21 protein-coding genes are annotated in these 19872 nt (G+C 63.1%); 10 read left to right on the top strand and 11 right to left on the bottom strand.

What is annotated here, in order from left to right; all coding sequences use genetic code 11:
* Positions 1-230: 230 nt before the first annotated feature.
* From Q5Y75_RS20430 to Q5Y75_RS20400, 7 genes are all read right to left on the bottom strand, one after another.
* Positions 231-1535 (bottom strand): M16 family metallopeptidase, encoded by a 1305-nt coding sequence (locus tag Q5Y75_RS20430; protein ID WP_306201042.1) that lies wholly within the window; start codon positions 1533-1535, stop codon positions 231-233.
* Complete coding sequence (locus Q5Y75_RS20425) at positions 1532-2872, bottom strand: M16 family metallopeptidase (RefSeq protein ID WP_306201040.1); 1341 nt, start codon at positions 2870-2872, stop codon at positions 1532-1534. Before Q5Y75_RS20425 ends, Q5Y75_RS20430 begins: the two co-directional genes overlap by 4 nt.
* Before the next feature lie 129 nt (positions 2873-3001).
* The gene (locus Q5Y75_RS20420; protein WP_306201038.1) at positions 3002-3517 is read right to left on the bottom strand and encodes a DUF3035 domain-containing protein; all 516 of its coding nucleotides are present in this window, start codon (positions 3515-3517) and stop codon (positions 3002-3004) included.
* A gap of 51 nt (positions 3518-3568) precedes the next feature.
* Positions 3569-4057 (bottom strand): signal peptidase II, encoded by a 489-nt coding sequence (lspA, locus tag Q5Y75_RS20415; RefSeq protein ID WP_306201036.1) that lies wholly within the window; start codon positions 4055-4057, stop codon positions 3569-3571.
* Positions 4057-5646 (bottom strand): bifunctional phosphoribosylaminoimidazolecarboxamide formyltransferase/IMP cyclohydrolase, encoded by a 1590-nt coding sequence (gene purH, locus Q5Y75_RS20410; protein WP_306201034.1) that lies wholly within the window; start codon positions 5644-5646, stop codon positions 4057-4059. Before purH ends, lspA begins: the two co-directional genes overlap by 1 nt.
* Positions 5647-5668: 22 nt before the next feature.
* Positions 5669-7408 carry a heparinase II/III family protein gene (locus Q5Y75_RS20405; protein WP_306201033.1) on the bottom strand — a complete coding sequence of 580 codons (1740 nt, stop codon included), beginning with the start codon at positions 7406-7408 and terminating at the stop codon, positions 5669-5671.
* An 80-nt stretch (positions 7409-7488) separates the two neighbouring features.
* A complete protein-coding gene (locus Q5Y75_RS20400) occupies positions 7489-8748 on the bottom strand; it encodes an RsmB/NOP family class I SAM-dependent RNA methyltransferase (RefSeq protein WP_306201032.1) in 1260 nt (419 codons plus the stop codon).
* A gap of 91 nt (positions 8749-8839) precedes the next feature.
* Between Q5Y75_RS20400 and Q5Y75_RS20395 the strand changes: the two genes are divergently transcribed.
* A complete protein-coding gene (locus tag Q5Y75_RS20395) occupies positions 8840-9022 on the top strand; it encodes a DUF1674 domain-containing protein (protein ID WP_306201030.1) in 183 nt (60 codons plus the stop codon).
* Between the two features lie 223 nt (positions 9023-9245).
* Positions 9246-10418 carry a benzoate/H(+) symporter BenE family transporter gene (locus tag Q5Y75_RS20390; RefSeq protein WP_306201029.1) on the top strand — a complete coding sequence of 391 codons (1173 nt, stop codon included), beginning with the start codon at positions 9246-9248 and terminating at the stop codon, positions 10416-10418.
* Here Q5Y75_RS20390 and Q5Y75_RS20385 read toward each other — a convergent pair.
* Entirely contained in the window at positions 10415-10774 is a 360-nt protein-coding gene (locus Q5Y75_RS20385) for a dihydrodipicolinate reductase (RefSeq protein WP_306201027.1), read from the bottom strand. The genes Q5Y75_RS20390 and Q5Y75_RS20385 overlap by 4 nt on opposite strands.
* A 58-nt stretch (positions 10775-10832) precedes the next feature.
* Entirely contained in the window at positions 10833-11693 is an 861-nt protein-coding gene (locus Q5Y75_RS20380; RefSeq protein ID WP_306201026.1) for a LysR family transcriptional regulator, read from the bottom strand.
* Between the two features lie 102 nt (positions 11694-11795).
* On the opposite strand from Q5Y75_RS20380, the gene tmpA reads away from it, so the two are divergent.
* The 5 genes from tmpA to Q5Y75_RS20355 all read left to right on the top strand — a co-directional run bounded on the left by tmpA (position 11796) and on the right by Q5Y75_RS20355 (position 16261).
* Complete coding sequence (gene tmpA / locus Q5Y75_RS20375; RefSeq protein WP_306201025.1) at positions 11796-12932, top strand: 2-trimethylaminoethylphosphonate dioxygenase; 1137 nt, start codon at positions 11796-11798, stop codon at positions 12930-12932.
* Positions 12929-13516 carry a (R)-1-hydroxy-2-trimethylaminoethylphosphonate oxygenase gene (gene tmpB / locus Q5Y75_RS20370; protein WP_306201023.1) on the top strand — a complete coding sequence of 196 codons (588 nt, stop codon included), beginning with the start codon at positions 12929-12931 and terminating at the stop codon, positions 13514-13516. The genes tmpA and tmpB overlap by 4 nt, the downstream gene beginning before the upstream one ends.
* The gene (locus Q5Y75_RS20365) at positions 13513-14181 is read left to right on the top strand and encodes an ureidoglycolate lyase (protein WP_306201020.1); all 669 of its coding nucleotides are present in this window, start codon (positions 13513-13515) and stop codon (positions 14179-14181) included. Before tmpB ends, Q5Y75_RS20365 begins: the two co-directional genes overlap by 4 nt.
* A 130-nt stretch (positions 14182-14311) precedes the next feature.
* A complete protein-coding gene (locus Q5Y75_RS20360) occupies positions 14312-15178 on the top strand; it encodes a hypothetical protein (RefSeq protein ID WP_306201018.1) in 867 nt (288 codons plus the stop codon).
* 9 nt (positions 15179-15187) lie between these two features.
* Positions 15188-16261, top strand: coding sequence for an agmatine deiminase family protein (locus tag Q5Y75_RS20355; RefSeq protein ID WP_371933293.1), 1074 nt, complete (start codon positions 15188-15190; stop codon positions 16259-16261).
* A 13-nt stretch (positions 16262-16274) separates the two neighbouring features.
* Here Q5Y75_RS20355 and Q5Y75_RS20350 read toward each other — a convergent pair whose 3' ends face one another.
* Positions 16275-16559 (bottom strand): hypothetical protein, encoded by a 285-nt coding sequence (locus tag Q5Y75_RS20350; RefSeq protein ID WP_306201017.1) that lies wholly within the window; start codon positions 16557-16559, stop codon positions 16275-16277.
* A gap of 50 nt (positions 16560-16609) precedes the next feature.
* A complete protein-coding gene (gene dapB, locus Q5Y75_RS20345) occupies positions 16610-17419 on the bottom strand; it encodes a 4-hydroxy-tetrahydrodipicolinate reductase (RefSeq protein ID WP_306201015.1) in 810 nt (269 codons plus the stop codon).
* Positions 17420-17510: 91 nt separating this feature from the next.
* Here dapB and rbfA point away from each other — a divergent pair, with 91 nt between their 5' ends.
* From rbfA to truB, 3 genes are all read left to right on the top strand, one after another.
* Positions 17511-17906 (top strand): 30S ribosome-binding factor RbfA, encoded by a 396-nt coding sequence (gene rbfA, locus Q5Y75_RS20340; protein ID WP_306201014.1) that lies wholly within the window; start codon positions 17511-17513, stop codon positions 17904-17906.
* Positions 17907-17929: 23 nt separating this feature from the next.
* Entirely contained in the window at positions 17930-18637 is a 708-nt protein-coding gene (locus tag Q5Y75_RS20335; RefSeq protein WP_306201151.1) for a phosphodiester glycosidase family protein, read from the top strand.
* Positions 18638-18701: 64 nt separating this feature from the next.
* Positions 18702-19619 carry a tRNA pseudouridine(55) synthase TruB gene (gene truB / locus Q5Y75_RS20330; protein ID WP_306201012.1) on the top strand — a complete coding sequence of 306 codons (918 nt, stop codon included), beginning with the start codon at positions 18702-18704 and terminating at the stop codon, positions 19617-19619.
* Positions 19620-19872: the final 253 nt, after the last annotated feature.

Below are 19872 nucleotides of genomic sequence, written 5' to 3'. Positions count from 1 at the left end.
CATTTGGGTCTAGCGGCGGTTTTTGGCCGGAATAATGTGGGATTCTTGCCGAGAGTGCACGCTAGGCACTCGGGCGCGACACATATCCCGTGCCAAAAGGCGCGAGAGCGGAAGTCGGTGCCACATGGCCGGGCCCGATCATCCGCACGGGTTGAGCGCCATCTCGCTGTTTGGCATGACGCGCGTCTACTTTCTGGCACGCATCGTGATTTTGCCGAGGCAGAACGATCCTATCCTTCCAGCCCAACCGGTTTTCCGACAACCGTGAAATGCAAACCCTCTGGGTCCAGCAATTCGCCCGCCACGCGGTTCACATCCTCCAGCGTCACCGCGTTGACCTTCTCGTTGCGGGTGGCGATGTAGTCGATTGGCAGATCATCCATCTGCATCCCCGCCAGAATCGAGGCGATCCGCGAATTGCCATCGAACCGCAGCGGATAGGCCCCGGTCAGATAGGTCTTGGCATCGTCCAGCTCTTTCTGAGTGACACCATTCTCGGCGATATCGGCCCACTGGTCGCGCACCACGGTGATGGCCTCGGCGATCCGGTCATTGCCCGAAGCGACCGAGCCCATATAGACCGAGGCCAGATCCTTGGGCACCAGATAGGAATAGACACCATAGGTCAGCCCGCGCTCCTCGCGCACCTCGCGCATCAGGCGGCTTTCGAGCGAGCCTCCTCCCATGATCTGGTTCAGGATATAGGCGGCAAAGAATTCCGGATCATGCCGGTCGATGCCTCTCTGACCAAACAGCGCCACCGATTGCGGCGTGTCGAATTCGACCACGCTGACGCCGCCGTCGATGGTCACATCCGCCTTGCCGGGGATCGGCGCGCCGGTTTCGGGGAAGTCGGCCAGCAGCTGATCCAGCAAGATACCCAGTTCCTCGGCGGTGATATCGCCCACCGCGCCGACAAAGAGCCGATCGCGGGCAAAGACGCCCTCATAGGCGGCGATGATATCGTCGCGGGTCAGGGCACTCACGCTTTCGATCGTGCCTTTGCCGTTGGCGCCGTAGGGGTGATCGCCATAGGCCATCTGCGAAAAGGCAAGACCGGCGATGTCATTGGGGTTCTTGGCGTCCGAGCGCAGCCCCGACAGCACCTGCGCGCGCACCCGTTCCACCGCATCGATGTCAAAGCGCGGCTGATGCAGGGTCTTGCGCAGCAGATCGGCCACCTCATCACGGTTTTCCGACAGGAACTGCGCCGAGATCGATACGGTATCGTCGCTGGCATCATAGTCAAATGAGGCCGCCAGCGCCTCCAACTCGCGCGCATAGGCGCGCGCATCCAGATCACCGGCCCCTTCTTCGATCAGCCCAGTCATCAGATAGACCGCGCCGCGCTTGTCGGGTGCATCCAGAGAAGTCCCGCCTCGGAACCGCAATTCCAGCGCCGTAAAAGGGATCGAGTGATCCTCGACCAGCCACGCCTTGATACCCTTGGGCGACGTCACTTCCTTGATCTCGACCTCCGCCCAGGCGGGCAGCGCCAGCAACAGAACCAGACAGGTTGTCAGAAACGCTCTCATTGGGTGACCTCCTCATCGCGCATCAGCCAGCCAGTGACTGAGGCTTCGGGGCGGAACAGGTCTCGGGCCGCCGCTATGATCTCTTCTCCGGTCACCGCCTGCAAAAGGTCCGGCCATTCCTGCACATCCTCAACGGTCAGGCCGCTGGCCAGGGCCCGGCCATAGCGGTTGCCGATCCCGTCCACATTGTCGCGCGCATAGACTTGGGCGGCGCGCAGTTGCATCTTGATCCGCTCCAGATCGTCCTCGTTGACGCCAGCGGCGATGAAATCAGCCACGGCCTGATCCATTGCATCTTCTGCCTCTTGCAGCGAAACACCCTCGGTCGGGACCACAAACAGGCTGAACGTGGTGTTATCCAGCGAGACCCCGCCATAAGACGCGCCCGCATAGACAGCCTTTTTTTGATCGAATTGCAGCGTTTCGTTCAAATAAGACGTGGTGCCACCGCCGAGCAGTTCGGAAAGCAGATATAGCGCGGCGGCGGTTTTCTGATCGCCCGGGTTGCGTTCAGGCGCAAGGTAGCTGCGCTGCACATAAGGCTGCGCCACGCGCGGGTCCTTGTAGGTCAATCGCCGCGCAGCGTTCTGTGGCGGCTCTTGCGAGCGCAGGCGCTCGGGCAGGTCAGGATTGGCCGGGATGACACCATAGTGTTTCCCGGCTAGCACGCGCACCTCTTCAGGGTCGACATCGCCGGTCACCACCAGGATCGCGTTATTGGGCGCGTAATAGGTCTGGTAGAAGGACAGTGCATCGTCCATATCCAGCTCTTCCATCTCATGCCGCCAGCCGATGATCGGCACGCCATAGCGATGGTTGAGATATTGCGCTGCCCGCATTTGCTCGCCAAAAAGCGCGCGGGGGTTGTTCTCGGTGCGCTGGTTGCGCTCTTCGAGGATTACATCGCGCTCGGTCTCGATGTCGCGCTCGGTCAGGCGGATGTTGCGCATCCGGTCCGCCTCCATCTGCATCATCAGATCCAGACGGTCCGCCGCCACACGCTGGAAATAGGCGGTGTAATCAAACGACGTGAAAGCGTTGTCCCGCCCGCCATTGGCCGCCACGGTTGCCGACAGCTCACCCGAGGCGAGCGTATCGGTCGCCTTGAACAGCAGATGTTCCAGAAAATGCGCGACGCCGGACGAGCCCACCGGTTCATCCGCCGATCCTGCGCGATACCAGACCATATGCTGCACGACCGGGGCGCGGTGATCTTCGACCACCACCACCTCCATCCCGTTATCCAAGGTAAAGGTGGTCACGGCTTCGTCTTCGGCGCTTGCCCAGACCGGCAGCATCAGCGCCAGCGCAGCCCCGCCAACAAGGGAACGTATCATCGGGTGTCCTCCATCCGGCACAGACCCACGGGCGGCATCCGCCCGGACCACGCCATGTGTTCCAGCTTGCGCACAACCTACGGTGCAAAAGCGGCCGTTCAAGCCGAGATGGCAGAAAATTGAGGTTTCTTAACGAACCTCAGGCGGTGAAGACGGGGTTTCGCGTCCGGCACGGCGAAACGCTTCTTCGGTGGCATAGGGGTTAATCGCCTGATTGTTATAGACTTCTCCGTAGCGGTCAACCTTGAAGAGCCGGATATTGGCGAGACGCCCCTTGCGGCGGCGGAAATCGGCATCCTCCTGCGCCAGAACCTCGCGGGTGTTGGCAGGCACACCGTAGCGGCCGGCGGTCCGCACCAGAGCGGCATCCGAGGATGGCACAGCACCCGGCTGGAGCGCAGAGGCGCGACCGCCCAGCGCCTCGACCGCATCGGCCACCGGTGTCGGGTCGGTCAGGTTCGTGCCACCCGGCGTGGGGGCGGGCAGAACCGCATAATCCTGTGGTGCGGTCAGCGGCTTGACCGGCAGAACGGCAAATTCATCCGGGCCCGGTCCGGGCGCGCGAATGACACGTAAACCCTTGTCAGAGCACGCCGCCAAAGCAAAAACGCTCGCAATCATGATCGCGCCCAGCGGACCCCGCATGGTCACCTCCTGCCTGTTTGGCCGGTGTTGTAGCCCATTTGCCGCACCGCGTCACGAGGCCTTTTTCTGTGATTTCTTACTGCCATCAAACAGGATTAGCCCAAAGGCCCCTACAAAAATGAACACATCCGCGATGTTGAAGACGAAGGGATTGTTGATCCCGCAACAGGACATGTTGAGGAAATCCAGCACATAGCCATAAAGAACCCGGTCCACCACATTGCCCAGCGCCCCGCCGATCAGCAGACCGGCGCTCACCTGAGTGATCCAGTTGCCCGGCGCGCGGCGCAGCCAGAACAGCACACCTGCGCAGATGACAAAGGACAACCCGATCAGCACCCAGCGCGAGCCATCGCTGTCGCCCTGAAACAGGCCGAAATTGATGCCCCGGTTTTCACCATAGCGGAAATTCAGGAACGGCGGCAGCACGTCGATGCCGCCCAGCCGGTCCACCTCCATCACATGCACCACCCAGTATTTGCTGAACTGGTCAAGCAGGAAGGCCGCAAGCGTGGCCCATATGACGCGCGCACCCGACATTAGTGACGGAAATGCCGCATGCCGGTGAGGACCATGGCCAGACCGGCCTCGTCAGCGGCCTTGATCACCTCGTCATCGCGCATCGACCCGCCGGGCTGGATCACGCAGGTGGCACCATTGGCGGCAGCCTCCAGCAGGCCATCAGCAAAGGGAAAAAACGCGTCCGACGCCACGGCGGAGCCCTTGGCGAGGCTTTCGGGTAGCTCCAGAACATCGGCCATGCGCTGCGCCTTGACGCCCGCGATGGTAGCGCTGTCCAGCCGGCTCATCTGACCGGCGCCGACGCCCACGGTCTGGCCAGCCTTCACATAGACGATGGCGTTGGATTTGACATGTTTCGCGACCTTCCAGGCAAAGAGCAGATCAGCCATCTGTTCGTCTGTCGGCGCTTTCTTGGTCACCACCTTCAAATCACCCATATCGCGGTGGCCGACATCCTTGTCCTGCACCAGCATCCCGCCCGAAACCTGACGGGTGGTGAAGGCGCTGTCCTGCGGATTGGGCAGACTATCGGTCAATAGCAGGCGCAGGTTTTTCTTGGCCGCAAAGACCTCAACCGCCTCCACCGAGGCCCCCGGCGCGATTACCACCTCGGTGAAAATCTGCACGATTTCGCGCGCGGTGTCGGCGTCTAGGGCCGTGTTCAGGGCGATGATGCCGCCAAAGGCCGAAGTGCGGTCGCAATCGAACGCTTTCTGATAGGCCTCTTTCAGCGACGCGCCGCGCGCCACGCCACAGGGGTTGGCATGTTTGATGATCGCCACGGCGGGGCCCTGTACCGGGTCGAACTCCGAGACCAGTTCGAAAGCCGCATCGGTATCGTTGATATTGTTGTAGCTCAACTCCTTGCCCTGCACCTGCCGGGCGGTAGCGACACCCGCACGCTGTGAACCATCAAGGTAGAACGCCGCCTCCTGATGCGGGTTCTCGCCGTAGCGAAGCGTCTGGGCCAGCCGACCCGACACCGCGCGGCGGCGTGGAGCCTGCAGGTTCAGCGCGTCCGCCATCCAGTTCGACACGGCAGCGTCATAGGCAGCGGTGCGGGCATAAGCGTTCTGCGCCAGCCCCTGCCGGAAGGCATAAGAGGTCTGACCGTCATTGGCCTCAAGCTCGGCCAGCAGCGCATCGTAATCCTCGACATCAACAACCACGTTCACAAAGGCATGGTTCTTGGCCGCCGCGCGGATCATCGCCGGGCCACCAATGTCGATATTTTCGATGCAGGTGTCATAATCGGCACCCTTGGCCACGGTTTCCTCGAACGGGTAGAGGTTCGCCACCAGCAGGTCGATCGCACCGATTCCGTGCTGTTCCATCGCGGCCACGTGCGTGTCGTTGTCGCGCAACGCCAGCAGGCCACCATGCACCATCGGGTGCAAGGTCTTGACGCGGCCATCCATCATCTCTGGAAAGCCCGTCACCTCGGCCACATCGCGAACCTCCAGCCCCGCCTCGCGCAGGGCCTTGGCCGAGCCACCGGTGCTGAGCAGTTCAACGCCGCACGCCGACAGCGCCTTTCCCAAATCGATCAGTCCGGTCTTGTCAGATACGGACAGAAGCGCGCGGCGCACGGCGTGAAGGTCGGTCATGTGGTCTTGGTCCTTTTGCGGATCAGTCGAATTGCGGCTCATCCCGGTTCAGGTCGCGAATGGCAATTGCCGTGTCCTGCGCCTTGCTCAGCGTCCACCGGATGCGCGTCGCATACCCCATTGCGCGCCCGGATAGAACAATCTGTTTTGTCGCGCGCGGCTGCAAACGGCCTTTTTCCAGGTAAACGCTTGGAGCCACAGTCAATTTATACTGGCCGTCATGCCGGAAAACCCAGATCTCACCGCTTTTCAGCGCCATCGACACCGCCGCGCCGCCCAGATCAACGGCGGCATCCACGTCCGGATGCAGGTGGAAGCGCAGATCAAACCCGATTCCCGCCAGTTGCGCCGCATCCATCGCCTTATCGAAACGCCGCTTGGCCGGGTCATCCATGGCCAGCAGCATATCCTCACCCGCCAAGCCACGCCCATCAAAGGACAGTTCCAACGTGCGGGCATGGGTCAGGCCGAACACCGCCTCGTAGCCGTCATGGCCGCCCTGAAATTGCAGTCCGTCGGGCAGATCCGACAATTCCACGGCAACGCCGCGCGGGGCAGAGATCAGCGCCTCATTGCCGGAGCCGCGCTCAGGCTCGGCCAGCCGCGCGCTGGAATAGCCGTCCAGACAGAGGGTCGAATGCGACGGCGTCGCCCGCCCCGCGCGCCGCCATTCGGGGCCAAAACTGTCGCCCGCACCGCAATTCACGATCAGCGGGCGGCGGCCCGAGGTCAGCTCGAATGCCAAGGTCGACGCATGCGCCTTGTAAGAGGCCCGCCCCGACGGTGGCGCACTCGCATCTACGATGACGCTGGTGCGCCCGCCTGCGAGGCGGGCAAAGCCCATCGCCAGCCGGTCGAACGGTGTCGGCTTGGTCTGGCTGGCCGCCAGCGCATGATCCAAGCGCCCGTCAATGCCGCTGCCGCCGCCGTGGAACCGGGCCAGGCTGCCATCGCTATGGCGCAGGGTCCGCAGGCTGGGCGCAATCCGCAGGATGGCCGCTGCATGATCGGCCCCAACGCCGCGTCCGGCCTCTTGCAGTGCCGCCGCCGCCCAGGTCAGCAGCGTGAACACCTCCAGCAATTCCTCGGGGTTGCGGGTGGGCAATCCGCCCTGCGCGTCGATCTGGCTGCGGCAATCCTGCCCAAGCGCCCGGATCGCCGGATCAGCAAGCTCCTCCAGACCCTCCAGCGCCAGCGAGGCATAGATCAGGCCGGTCAGCGCCTCGAACCGGGGCAGGCCGGGCGGGGCGGATTTCCAGCACCGGGCCAGAAACCAGGTCTGATGAGAAAGTGAACGGAAGAACGCGTCACTTTGGTCCGGTTCGACCCCGCGCAACAGGAACAACGCGTGGTTGATCCAGCGTATCACACGGCGCCCGGTCAGTTCCGGCGTCCAACCCGGCCCGCGCCCGCGCCCGTGATGCTCGATCCAGCCCCAGAGCCAGGTCTGGGCCTTGGCCCGCGCGCGTATATCCCCCACGGCCGCCAGATCGTCGAGCCAGGCAAAGCCGTGTCGTTCCTCGTCGAAGGAGGGGTTGGGCGAGGCGACCTCCCACAGCCCGCTGTCGCGCGATTCAACCAGATACCCGGCAAAGAGCAGATTGCCCGCCAGCAATTGCCGCCCCCGGGCAAATACGCCAATCGTGCGCGGTTCGGGTTGCGAGACAAAGCCCGTCACCGCCGCGCGGCGCTGGCTCAGGCGCGCGTAGAAACGGTTCTGGAACCGTGCCCAACGGCTCGCCATCGTATCGGAACTGGACATGTTCACTGCCTCTCACGCTCTTTGGCGTTTGTCGCAGAGCTTAGCGGTTCGGGCAATGCGAGTCACCGGTGATCTTGTCCTCAGCCCGCTTTGCGCAGGCAGGCGATATAGAACCCGTCCATACCACCACGCTCGGGCCAGTAATCGGGACGCAGGCGCAGCCCGCCCTCCTCTGTTATCCAGCCCTGATCAATGCCCGGCAGATCAAGCGCCGCGCGGTCCACGCTCAGATCAGGGAATTGGGCTAGTATCTCTTTGACCTGCACTTCGCACTCGTCCGGCAGCAGCGAGCAGGTGCAATAGACCAGCCGCCCTCCGGGTTTCAGCAAACCGTGGGCATGGGCCAGCATCCGCGCCTGCAAGGCTATCAATTCGCCGAATTCCGACCCATCCTTCGCAAACGGCAGATCGGGATGCCGTCGAATGGTGCCTGTAGCCGAGCAGGGCGCATCCAGCAGGATCGCATCATAACTGCCCTGATGTTCCAGCGCGTTCCCGACCATAAGCTCTGCGCTCAACCCAGTGCGGTCGAGATTTTCGCGTACCCGCCGCATCCGCGCCTCCGAGACATCCAGCGCCGTGACACTCGCACCCTGCGCCGCCAGTTGCAGCGTCTTGCCACCCGGAGCAGCACAAAGATCCAGCACCGCCTCGCCCGGCTGCGCGGCCAACATCTTTGCAGGCAGAGCAGCGGCGGCATCCTGCACCCACCAATCCCCCGCCTCATATCCGGGCAGAGCAGTCACCTGAACCGGGCCGTCGATCCGAACCGATCCGGTCGGCAATGCAACCCCGTCCGGCGCAGCGGCACCGGGTTTCAGTGTCAGGTCCAGCGGCGCGCCGGTGAAGTGCGCTCGCTCCATTCCCGCCACCGCTTCCGCGCCCCAGGCCTCGACCAGCGGAGCGCGCAACCATTTCGGCAGGCGCGGCACCCGCAACAACTCCCAGTGTTTCGGCGTATCGACCGCCACCTTGCGCAGCACCGCATTGACCAACCCTTTGAGCCGCCCGTGACGACGGGATCGCGCGGTGATCTCGACCATGGAATTGACCACCCCATGGGCAGCTTCGCCCCCGGCCAGTTCCACAACCCCCAGCCGCAGCGCGTTCAGCACCGGCAGCGGCGGTTTCTTCTGCAAGTGCTTGTATAGCATCCGGTCGGCCCGCTCCAACCCGCGCAGGGTATCCAGCGCCAGACGCTGCGCCCGCGCGCGGTCTTCGGCGGCCAGCCGGTCCAGTGCGCCTGCGGCCAGGCATTCCGACATCAGACGATGCTCGCCCAATATCTGATCCAGCAGATAGATCGCGCTCTGGCGCGCCCGTGTCGCGGTGTCGTTCATGCCCCTGATCCCGATCTGTGACGCCATGCCCGCATTGCCACGGGCAGACGCGGGCGTATATCAAGGCCCAGACCGGAAAGGAACCCAAGGCATGAGCGATACCGACAAAGACCTACCCCCCGCAGCCCAACGCGCCCTGGCCGAGGCCGAAGAGCGCCGCCGCCTTGCCGCCGCCGAGGATAAACCCAAGCCCAAGGAGTTGGGCGGCCGCGACGGGCCTGAACCCGTGCGCTATGGCGATTGGGAAAAGAAAGGGCTGGCGATCGACTTCTAGTCACATTCCAGGACGTGGTTTTTTTGACCAGTGTTGGCGTGCACCTCCGGAAACTTTCAAAGTTTCCGGTCCGGTTTCATTGAATAAAATCTGCCTCACCCCTTGCTAGTTTACGCTCAATGTTCATTCTTCCCCTGGCTTCCATGCCCGCTTAGATGGCCTTTTCCTGAACCACAAACAATTCTCTCATCCCAATTACCCTCCTCACCCCAACGAGCCTCACATGCGCCAACGTGCCATTCGCCTGCAAACCGTCTCAACCGGCCTTGTGGTCGCTATTGTGGGGTTTTTCAGCTCGTTTCCGATTGTGCTGCAGGGGCTGAATGCCATGGGCGCTTCCAAGGCCGTGGCCGCTTCGGGGTTGATGGCGGCGGCCATCGCAATGGGTCTGGCGGGGATCGTGCTGAGCTTGCGCACAAAGATACCGGTCAGCGTGGCGTGGTCCACACCTGGCGTTGCGCTGCTGGCAGTCTCGACAATGCCCGAAGCCGGTTTTGCCGAAGCGGTGGGCGCTTTTCTGTTGGCCGGGCTTCTCACCGTCATCGCCGGGTTCTGGCGGCCACTGAGCCGGTTGATCGCGGCCATACCCGCACCTCTGGCGCAGGCGATGCTGTCGGCGGTGCTGCTGTCGATCTGCTTGCAACCCTTCAGCGCCATGGGGAAAGCGCCGTGGGTCGCCCTGCCGGTTATCGTCACCTGGTTCATCGCCGGGCAGATCAACCGCCTGATCGCGGTGCCCTGCGCCGTGGTGGTGGCAGCGCTGGTCGTGGTGATCCAGCCCGGCTTCGACTTCACGCTATCAGGCGCGGTGATCCCCAAGCCGGTCTTTACTATACCAGCGTTTTCGATCCCGTCTCTGATCGGCATCGGCCTGCCGCTTTTCATCGTCACCATGGCAACACAGAACATTCCCGGCCTCGCGATCATCCGCAGTTTCGGCTATCAGCCCGCGCCCGCGCCTCTGATCTCCTCGGTAGGCGGGGCGAGCCTGCTTTCAGCCCCGTTTGGCGCGCCCGCAACCTGTCTGGCGGCCATCACCGCCGCCATGTGCGCCAATGAAGAGTCACACCCCGATCCCGACAAACGCTATCTCTCGGCGGTATTCGGAGGGCTCTTTTACTGCCTGTTCGGCCTGTTCGCGGGGATCATCACTGCCTTTGCGGGCCTTGCCCCGCCGTTGTTGCTGGGAACGCTTGCGGGTGTCGCGCTGCTGCCGGTCTTTGCCGCCTCGGCGCTTGCAGCGTTCGAGGACGCCTCTTACCGGCAGGCTGCGGCGATAACCTTTCTGGTCACCGCATCAGGCGTTACCATCATCGGTCTCAGCGCAGCCGTTTGGGGTCTGGTGCTGGGCGGGATCGTTCAGATGATCAACACCCGAATGGCGCGCAAAACCTAGTCGGACCTCAACCTGAAATCGGCGAAATCACCCTTGCCCCGATCCGATGTAAAACGGATCTTGCCGTCGCGCACACGAACTTCCTGACAATTGTAGCCCAACTCACTGCCGCCCCAGTAAAGATCGCGGCAGAAATAGCCGTTCTGCCAGTTCCAATTGCCCTCGACCGGCCAGCGCAATCCTTTGCCACTGATGGTCCCTTCGGGCGACACCTGTAGCTTGACCAAAGGCCGGGTCAGAGTCTTTCCGGCCACAATCTGCTTGAATTGCGCCTCGTTCTGAACCTTGGCGAAGTCCGCAAGGGCTGGCAGCGCAAGCGCGCAGGTCAATGTGAAGCAGACAAATCTTAAAAGCATGACAACACCGGGGGATGTGACAACGATATCCGGGTTACGCACTGGCCACCCAACCGGATCACTTTTCCTCCAGACGGATAGCTTGATAAAACGCATCAATCAGATGACGCTGCTTGCGGCTGATGGGCCGGTCCTCAGGCCAGGTCAGCCAATACCCCTCGCTGGTGATCAATTCGGGCAGATCAAGCTGGTGCAGCACGCCGCTCTGCAGCAGGTCGCGCGCCAGCGGGACCGAGCCCAGCACGATGCCCATGCCCTGCCCTGCCGCCGCCAGCGCGTGTTCCATAGAATCGACGCTGAGCCAGCCCCCTGTCAGGGCCTCCCCTGTCTCTGCCGACCAGTCCGACCAGCCCGGACGCGGGCCACGCAGCTCGATCAGCGGCGCGTCCCGGGACAGGCCCGGCGCGACCATCGGGGCCAGCACCTCGCGCGCGACCAGATGCGCTGCGCGCCCGGGCCAGACCCCATTGCCGAAGCGCAGTTGCAGCCAGGTCTTTTCTTCGTCGAACCCCGACCAGCGATCCAGCGAGTCGATCACCAGCCGCAATTTCGGATGGGCTGCATGGAACGCGGACAGTCGCGACACCACCAGCGTACCCAGATGCGAGTTGAGCCCCGCAACGCGCAGCTCGGTCGGGCTTTTGCCGAACAGGTTCTCGGTATTGCGCTCCAGCGCGCGCAGGCTGTCCTGTACCAGCGGCAGATAACTTTCACCTTCTACCGTCAGCGACACGCCGCGCGCCTCGCGGATGAAGAGTGACCGACCAAGCCAGGCCTCCAGATTGGCGATCCGCTGGCTCACCGCCGCCTGGGTCAGCCCAAACTCACGCGCGGCTGCCGAAAACCCACCCAATCGCCCGGCGGCCTCAAAGACCCGCAGCCAGTCCAGCGGTGGCAGTCCTATCTTGCGTTTAACCATTAGTTTTTCCAGGCCTCAGACCGAACAAGGATTAATTGTCTTAATGCCATGCCGCCGGTATTCCCTCAAGCACTCCCGCGATGCGATCAGGAGAGACCCGATATGCTGCGCACCGCCACTCACTCCGGCCCCATTGTCACCGTCAGCGATGACGATGGGGTCGCCACCCGCTTCCACGCCATCTGGCTGCGCGACAACGCGCTTGACCCCGAAACCCGCGCGCCGGGCAACGGGCAGCGGCTGATCACCATCGGTGACATACCCGCAGATACCACGATCAGCGCCGCGCGCATTGTGCAGGGCGATCTTGAGGTCACGTTCCAGCCCGAAGGCAAAACCGTGCTCTTTCCCGCTGACTGGCTGGCCGATCACGCCTATGACCGCGACCACCCGCGCGACTTAGGCCGCACCGCGCCTAGCATCACCACATGGGATCGCGCGCTGACGCCGCCCAGCGCCGACTGGAATGCGGTCCATGCCAATCCGCGCGCGAAACGCGGCTGGCTCGCGGCGGTGGCTCAATACGGCTTTGCCCGGCTGACCGGCGGTCCGGTTGAGCCCGAGTCGCTGCTGCGCGTCGTTGACCTGTTCGGTTATGTGCGTGAGACCAGTTATGGTCGCTATTTCGAGGTCCGGACTGAGGTCAACCCAAGCAATCTGGCCTATACCGGGCTGGGGCTTCAGGCCCATACCGACAATCCCTATCGGGACCCGGTGCCGGGGCTGCAGATCCTCTATTGTCTTGAGAATTCCGCCGAGGGTGGCGAATCCATCGTGGTGGACGGGTTTCGTGCGGCCCAGCGACTGCGCGCGGAGAACCCCGAGGGGTTCGCGCTGCTTGCGCATCACCCGGCCCGGTTCGAATATAGCGGCAGCGATGGCGTCTGCCTGCGCTCGCGCCGCCCGATGATCGAGCTGTCACCGGATGGCGAACTGGTCGCGATCCGCTTCAACAACCGCTCATCCTCCCCATTTGTGGACATCCCGTTTGAGCGGATGGAAGATTACTATGAGGCCTACCGGCAATTCGCCGACATCATCGACGACCCCGCCATGGGCGTCGCCTTCAAGCTGGAACCAGGCGAAAGCTTCATCGTCGACAACACCCGTGTATTGCACGCCCGCACCGGCTATTCCGGTGCCGGATCGCGCTGGCTGCAAGGCTGCTACGCAGATCGGGACGGGCTGTTGTCGACCTTGGCCGCGCTCGACAGGGTGCAGCCGGAGGCGGCGGAATGACCGGCAAACCTGACCTGACCCGCGATACAATTGTGGCCTTTCTGGCCGATATCTTCGACCGGCGCGGTGGTGAGGAATATCTGGGCGAACCCGTTACCATGGCCGAGCACATGCTGCAGGGCGCCACCATCGCCGAGCAAAACGGTCTGCCCGAGGACATCATCGTCGCCACTCTGCTGCACGATATCGGCCATTTCACCTCTGAATTCGGCACCTTCAGCATGGACGACACCGAAGATCGCTTTCATGAGGATGCGGGCGCCGAGGTTCTGGCCCCGTTCTTTCCCAGCGTTGTCACCGATTGCGTGCTCTACCACGTCGCCGCTAAGCGCTACCTCTGCGCCACCAGGCCGGAATACTTCGAACGGCTCTCCGAGGCGTCGATCCACTCGCTGAACCTTCAGGGCGGACCGATGAGCGCCGAGGAAGTGGCCGCGTTCGAACAGAACCCAAACCTCGAAAAGATCATTCAGGTGCGGTATCTGGACGAGGCGGGCAAGCGCGATGATATGGAAACGCCCGATTTCCACCATTTTGCCCCGATGGTGCAGCGCATCGTCGATCAGCATATGGCGGCGACATGAGCGCACCGGAGTATATCTTCGAAGCCAGCAGTAAGCCCTCGCTGCCCTGGCATGAGGTGCCGCTGATCCGCGCCACCGAGGGCAGCGTTAAGGGCTATGGCTGCCTTGTCGATGACCCCGGCGGGTTCGAGATCGAGATCACCCGCTGGCCGCAACAGGGCTGGCGGCCCATCGATGAGGGTACCGGCGACGAGGGCGGCTGGGTTGAGGGCACGTTCAGGGGCGACTGGAAGGGTGACGTGCTCTATGGCGAAAACGAAGCGGTGAACGGCCATTATGTGTTGGGCTGGTCCACCGACCCGCAACAGGCCAGCGCCGAAACCCGAACCGCGCCGCGCGATCAGGTGCTGCTGTGGCATATGAACTATCATCCCGATGGCGGGCAGTTGTTCTTTCCGCTTGAGCGCAAACCCTTCATCATCCCCGCCGCCCTACCCGGCGACAACCTGACGCCCGACAAGGTTGTGGCCTTCTGGTGCGACGGCACGCGCGGGCTCTATATCCATCCCGGCATCTGGCATGAGGGGATCTTTCCGGTCGAAGACAGCCAGCGTTTCCTTGACCGTCAGGGGGCCGTGCATGCCCGCGTCAGCGCCGATATCGGACAGGAATTCGGCGTCTACCTCGCCTGCCCCCTGCACGCAGACAGGATCAAGACGCTCTGACCCCACGCGCGAGATGAAGAAAGCGCAATACAGTCTTCACGTCAGATTGAGATAGCTGCAAAATCCAGTCTTATATAGGCTGTGACCAGGCTTTAGCGTCTTGCGCGCGCAATCGGAGGGAGATCAGAGCATGACCATGGACCGACGCGAAGTGATCAAACTGGGCACCGCCGCAACACTTGGCGCGATGCTTCCTTCAGTGGCGCTGGCCACGCCACAGAACGCCGCCTTCGAGGCCTCTTATGACGACGTTCTGAGACGCCTGCGGGAAGCGCTCGGCGCGCAGGGCTTGCAAGAGGTCGCACCGCTTTCGATCCTGTCCGGCAATCCGGCCTATAATGGCGGGCTGCGCCATGATTTCGACCAATCCGCCCTGCCGCAGGGGGGCTTCGTGATCCAACCCCTCGCCCGCGTCGAAGACATCGCGGAACGCCACCGCGCCGATGTCCTGCCGATCTTTCACGAAGTTGGCTGCCATCCGCCCAACAGCCTCGGCAAGGCCGACCAGACCCGTTTGATGATCCGCCTGCTGACCGAAGGGTTCGGGCTCGACCCGTCGCGGCTGGCGTTTGTCAGCGTGCCTGACTCCGAGGACATGCGCCCGGTGCTGGATGAAATGGGTCTGCCCTACGGCGAAAAGGTGATCCTGCGCGATGCCGAGGAAGCCTTCGACGCGCGCGATGGGTCGGGCTATTTCTTCCCCGATCCGAGCGGTGAGGATTTCTTTGTCACGATGGGGGTTTACTACCGCGTGGGCGATATCGATGAACCCGCCCCGACCAGCTATCCCGCCTCGGCCAACTGGACCGAAATCGGCGAGATCGTGATCGCGGGCGAAACCGCCCCGCTGGGGATTTCGCTGGGAGCCGAACGGCTTGCGCTGGCCGTGTCGGGCCAATTCCCGACATGGCATGAGCGCCTTGGTCAGCTTTTTGCACAGGTTGAGCAGGACGCAACAGGCGATAGCGAACCGGCGGGCCTCGCCGCGTTCCGATAGGCGCAGCAGATGGAGCGGCGCGTATTTCTGGCAACGCAAGCTCAACTGGGCGCGTTCTGCCTGTTTGGAGGGCCTGCCATGGCGGCATCGGATTTCAGTTTCGCGGTGCCCGCCGAAGAGGCGCCGCATGAGGCGACCTTCATGCAATGGCCCGCAAGCAGGCAGGTCCATCGCGATCGCGTATTTCTGGAGGTGCTGCAAGCCACCATTGCCGACATTGCCAATACGATTGCCCGGTTCGAGCCGGTCATCATGCTGGCAGATGCCTCTGAGCACGCCGGTGCGCGGGCGCGGCTGACGCAGGCAGTCACGCTCTGGGATATCCCGACCGAGGATCTGTGGTGCCGCGATTCCGGCCCGCTTTTTGCGACCACATCCACCGGCCAGCGCGTGGTCAGCCATATCCGGTTCAATGGCTGGGGGAACAGACAGATTCACAAGCGTGACGGTCGCATCGCCGCCGAAGCCGCGCGGCGTCTGGGCTTCGACCTGATCCCGAGCGGCATTATCGGAGAAGCGGGCGGGGTTGAACAGGACGGGCACGGCCTGCTGATGGCGCATGAAAGCCCCTGGGTAAATGACAACCGCAATCCGGGCTGGACCCGCGACCAGATCGAGGACCGCCTGCTGCGCGCCTATGGAGGCGAACGGATGATCTGGTCCGATGGGGTCTGGGACGAGGATATCACCGACTACCATATCGACAGTCTCGCCCGCTTCACCGGGCCGGGCCGCGTGCTGATCAACCTGCCGGATGATCCCGACCCCGGCGATCCGTTCCACATGGCTGCCCTCGACACGCATGACCGCCTCGTCGAGGAAGGGCTGGAGGTCGAAACCATCCCTGAACCCGAAATCCGCCGGGTCGAAAGTTTTGATTTCGTGGCCTCTTATGCCAACTACTATGTCTGCAACGGCGCGGTGATCGCCGCGCAGTTCGGCGATACGGAGGCCGACCAGATCGCGCAGGATGCCTTGCAACGACACTATCCCGGCCGTGAGATCATCCCTTTGAATGTCGATGCATTGGGCGAGATCGGCGGCGGCATCCATTGCGCCACACAGCAATTGCCAGCTGCCTGATCACACTGATGGCTCAGGCCTGAGAGGCAACCCAATTTGCCACCAGATCAGCCACTTCTGTGATGGCGACCGCTTCCGCCTGCGCGCCATACACATGCTGAAACCCGTGATCCACGCCCTCCAGCAGATGCAGGTTGATATCGGGCCGGACCTCATAAGGGGCAAGCACCTCGGGCAGATTGCACGGATCTTCCGTGCCCAGCACCATTATCGAGGGCAGGCTCAGCTGTGAAAGCGTCTCTGCCAGAGGGGTCTTGAGCAGACCCGGTGTCAGCCAGACGCCCCGGACATCCGGCAAGACCTGCGCGCATGCCCATAGGACAGCGGTATCTGCATCCGCTCGGCCATCTACAGCCCCAGCACATCCACCATGTCATACTGCCCCGGCTGTTTGCCTTGCCCCCAAAGCGCGGCCTTGAGCGCGCCACGGGCAAAGATCGCCCGGTCGGTGGCCACATGGCGCAGAGTGATGCGCTCGCCAGCAGCGGCAAACAGTACATCATGCTCGCCCACAATGTCGCCGCCCCGGATCGCGGTGAAGCCGATATCGCCCCGCTTGCGCGCGCCGGTGATGCCGTCGCGACCCCGGTCCGAGACATCCGCCAGCGCCACGCCGCGTCCCTCGGCGGCAGCCTCGCCCAGCATCAGCGCGGTGCCCGAGGGTGCGTCGACCTTGTGGTGGTGATGTGCCTCGATCACCTCGATGTCGAAATCCTCATCCAGGGCGGCGGCGACCTTCTTGGTCAGTTGCGTCAGCAGGTTGACGCCCAGGCTCATATTGCCCGCCCGCACGATCACCGCATGGCGCGCGGCAGGCTCCAGCGCGGCTATCTGTTCGTCACTCATGCCGGTGGTGCCGATCACATGCACCGCACGGGCCTGCGCCGCCAGCGCGGCAAATTCCAGCGTCGCAGCGGGTGCGGTAAAATCTATGATCGCCTGCGCGGGGGCAAACGCCTCCAGCGGGTCGTCGGTGACGGTGACCCCCAAGGCGGCACCGCCCATGGCCTCGCCTACGTCACGCCCGACCCAGTCATGTCCCTTGCGCTCCACGACCCCCACCAGCCGCGCCTTGTCACTGTCGGTCACGGTACGGATCAGCATCTGGCCCATACGGCCCGATGCTCCGGTGATGGCGATGCCGGGAATATGGGTCATGTCACTTATCCTCGCGTCAGATCGGCTTTATGCCTCCTACCCGTTCGGGGGGCGCTTGGCAAAGCCTCTCGTTCGGCTTAGATCGGGGGGTATGGCAAAGAACAAATTCCACGATGGCCCCGGACCTTCCCAGCGCCAGCTTCGCGTCGGCGAGCTGATCCGCCGCACCTTGTCAGAGGTGCTGGCCCGCGGCGACGTGCATGACCCCGATCTGAACCGCATGTCGATCACCGTGGGCGAGGTCCGCACCTCGCCCGACCTCAAGATCGCCACCGCCTTCGTCCTGCCCCTGGGCGGCAAGGGGCAGGAGGATGTGCTGAAACTGCTGGCCCGCAACAAAGGCGAGCTGCGCCGGGTGATCGGCAAGAAGGTGGGGCTGAAATTCGCCCCCGATCTGCGGTTCCGGCTGGACGAAACCTTTGACCAGATGGATGAGAGCCGCCGTCTGTTCAGTCAGGACGCTGTGCGCCGGGATCTGGACGAGTGAAACGAGCTGCTGCCACTCTGCTGATGGTTCTGGCTGCGCCTGCCACGGCGCTGACCTGTTCAGATATCGAGCATGAGGGCAATCGCTTCACGGTCTGTGAGGCTGATGCCGGGTCCGAGGATTTGCGCCTCTTCCTGCGTGACGAGGCGGGTGAGATCCTGGGCCATTTCCAGTCTGTCGATGCCGCGCTGGCCGATCAGGGCAAGCAGTTGGCCTTTGCGATGAATGCCGGGATGTATCACGACGACCGCTCGCCGGTCGGACATTACATCGAAAACGGTCAGGAAGAGATGCGGGTGATCCCCAATGCAGGTCCTGGCAATTTCGGCCTGCTGCCCAACGGTATCTTCTGCATCCGCGAGGACCGCGCCGATGTGTTTGAAACGCTCAGCTATCAGGACCAGCAACCGCAATGCCGCGATGCCACGCAATCCGGCCCGATGCTGGTAATCGATGGCGAATTGCACCCGCGCTTCCTGCCCGATTCCACTTCGCGCTATATCCGCAACGGGGTTGGCACCAGCGAGGACGGGCAGCGCGTGGTCTTTGCCATCTCGCGCAACGCGGTCACCTTCCACCAGTTCGGCAGCCTGTTTCGCGACGTGCTGAACACGCCCAGTGCGCTCTATTTCGACGGCAATATCTCACGCATGCACGCGCCGCAAATCGGTCGGTCGGATGCTGGCTTCTCACTCGGCCCCATTGTCGGCGTGGTGGTGGATGCCGAGTAGCGCGTTTGACAGCGCGCGGGCGATCGGCTAGGCCGCGCGCCTCAGACAATTCCCGAGAGACGACATGGCACGCAAACGCAAAGGGCGCGATATTTCCGGCTGGCTGGTTGTGGACAAACCCGCTGGCATGACCTCGACGGCGGTGGTAAACAAGGTCCGTTGGGCGCTGCAGGCGCGCAAGGCGGGTCACGCCGGTACGCTGGACCCTGAAGCAACCGGAGTCCTGGCTGTGGCACTGGGTGAGGCGACCAAGACGGTGCCCTACATCACTGATGCGCTGAAAGCTTATGTGTTCACTGTGCGGCTGGGTCAGGCCACCAATACCGACGACGCCGAAGGCGAGGTGATCGCGCAAAGTGACGCGCGCCCCGGCGATGAAGAGATCAAAGAGGCGCTGCAGCCCTTCCTCGGAGACATCATGCAGGTCCCGCCAAAGTTCTCGGCGGTCAAGATCGATGGCCAGCGCGCCTATAAGCTGGCCCGCGACGGCGAGGACATCGACCTCGCCGCGCGCCCGCTCTGGGTCGAGGAACTGGTGCTGCTGGATCGCCCCGATGCCGATCACGTTGTGCTGGAAATGACCTGCGGCAAAGGCGGCTATGTGCGCTCCATCGCCCGTGATCTGGGCGCGGCGCTGGGCTGCCACGGCCATGTCCAATCGCTTCGCCGCATCTGGTCGGGACCGTTTGACGCCGAGGACGGCCTGAACATCGACCAGATCGACGAGATGGCGCAGAGCCCCGATCTGGACGCCTATCTGCGCCCGCTTGAAGAGGGGCTGGCAGACCTGCCCGAGCTCAAATGCACCCCCGAAGGTGCGGCCCGTCTGCGCAACGGCAATCCCGGCATGGTGCTGGCCTCGGACGTGGAGTACGGCGATGAGGCCTGGGCCTCGCTGGACGGTCAGGCCGTGGCCGTGGGCCTTTATCGATCGGGTGAGTTGCACCCCTCGCGCGTCTTTGTGCGGCCCGAGACCGGGTGAAACACTGCAGCTGAAAGGACCGATTTGCAGCCCGACTTGGCCGAGAACGACCAGCGCGATCTTGAAGCGCATGAATTTGTTGAGACATCCCTTAACGGGACATGCGTGGTCGACTGACTGGGCGGGTTCGAACTGCGGTAATAGCGACAATCTGATAGCGATTTTTTATGCCACGACTTCGCATTAGATCGGCGCGGTGGTTGAACAGGCCGTTCCGTTCGCGCTAGCATCAGCGCAAACAAGCAAGCACAGG

Source organism: Ruegeria discodermiae (genome assembly GCF_030758345.1).
Lineage (GTDB): Bacteria > Pseudomonadota > Alphaproteobacteria > Rhodobacterales > Rhodobacteraceae > Ruegeria_C.
Note: the sequence above shows the minus strand (reverse complement) of the source record. Positions and strands in the feature narration are given on the sequence as shown.

Bases quoted from the DNA above. Each gene is read 5' to 3' on its own strand.
- Q5Y75_RS20430 (WP_306201042.1), bottom strand. From the start codon at position 1,535: ATGAGAGCGTTTCTGACAACCTGTCTGGTTCTGTTGCTGGCGCTGCCC.
- Q5Y75_RS20425 (WP_306201040.1), bottom strand. From the start codon at position 2,872: ATGATACGTTCCCTTGTTGGCGGGGCTGCGCTGGCGCTGATGCTGCCG.
- Q5Y75_RS20420 (WP_306201038.1), bottom strand. From the start codon at position 3,517: ATGCGGGGTCCGCTGGGCGCGATCATGATTGCGAGCGTTTTTGCTTTG.
- lspA (WP_306201036.1), bottom strand. From the start codon at position 4,057: ATGTCGGGTGCGCGCGTCATATGGGCCACGCTTGCGGCCTTCCTGCTT.
- purH (WP_306201034.1), bottom strand. From the start codon at position 5,646: ATGACCGACCTTCACGCCGTGCGCCGCGCGCTTCTGTCCGTATCTGAC.
- Q5Y75_RS20405 (WP_306201033.1), bottom strand. From the start codon at position 7,408: ATGTCCAGTTCCGATACGATGGCGAGCCGTTGGGCACGGTTCCAGAAC.
- Q5Y75_RS20400 (WP_306201032.1), bottom strand. From the start codon at position 8,748: ATGAACGACACCGCGACACGGGCGCGCCAGAGCGCGATCTATCTGCTG.
- Q5Y75_RS20395 (WP_306201030.1), top strand. From the start codon at position 8,840: ATGAGCGATACCGACAAAGACCTACCCCCCGCAGCCCAACGCGCCCTG.
- Q5Y75_RS20390 (WP_306201029.1), top strand. From the start codon at position 9,246: ATGCGCCAACGTGCCATTCGCCTGCAAACCGTCTCAACCGGCCTTGTG.
- Q5Y75_RS20385 (WP_306201027.1), bottom strand. From the start codon at position 10,774: ATGCTTTTAAGATTTGTCTGCTTCACATTGACCTGCGCGCTTGCGCTG.
- Q5Y75_RS20380 (WP_306201026.1), bottom strand. From the start codon at position 11,693: ATGGTTAAACGCAAGATAGGACTGCCACCGCTGGACTGGCTGCGGGTC.
- tmpA (WP_306201025.1), top strand. From the start codon at position 11,796: ATGCTGCGCACCGCCACTCACTCCGGCCCCATTGTCACCGTCAGCGAT.
- tmpB (WP_306201023.1), top strand. From the start codon at position 12,929: ATGACCGGCAAACCTGACCTGACCCGCGATACAATTGTGGCCTTTCTG.
- Q5Y75_RS20365 (WP_306201020.1), top strand. From the start codon at position 13,513: ATGAGCGCACCGGAGTATATCTTCGAAGCCAGCAGTAAGCCCTCGCTG.
- Q5Y75_RS20360 (WP_306201018.1), top strand. From the start codon at position 14,312: ATGACCATGGACCGACGCGAAGTGATCAAACTGGGCACCGCCGCAACA.
- Q5Y75_RS20355 (WP_371933293.1), top strand. From the start codon at position 15,188: ATGGAGCGGCGCGTATTTCTGGCAACGCAAGCTCAACTGGGCGCGTTC.
- dapB (WP_306201015.1), bottom strand. From the start codon at position 17,419: ATGACCCATATTCCCGGCATCGCCATCACCGGAGCATCGGGCCGTATG.
- rbfA (WP_306201014.1), top strand. From the start codon at position 17,511: ATGGCAAAGAACAAATTCCACGATGGCCCCGGACCTTCCCAGCGCCAG.
- Q5Y75_RS20335 (WP_306201151.1), top strand. From the start codon at position 17,930: ATGGTTCTGGCTGCGCCTGCCACGGCGCTGACCTGTTCAGATATCGAG.
- truB (WP_306201012.1), top strand. From the start codon at position 18,702: ATGGCACGCAAACGCAAAGGGCGCGATATTTCCGGCTGGCTGGTTGTG.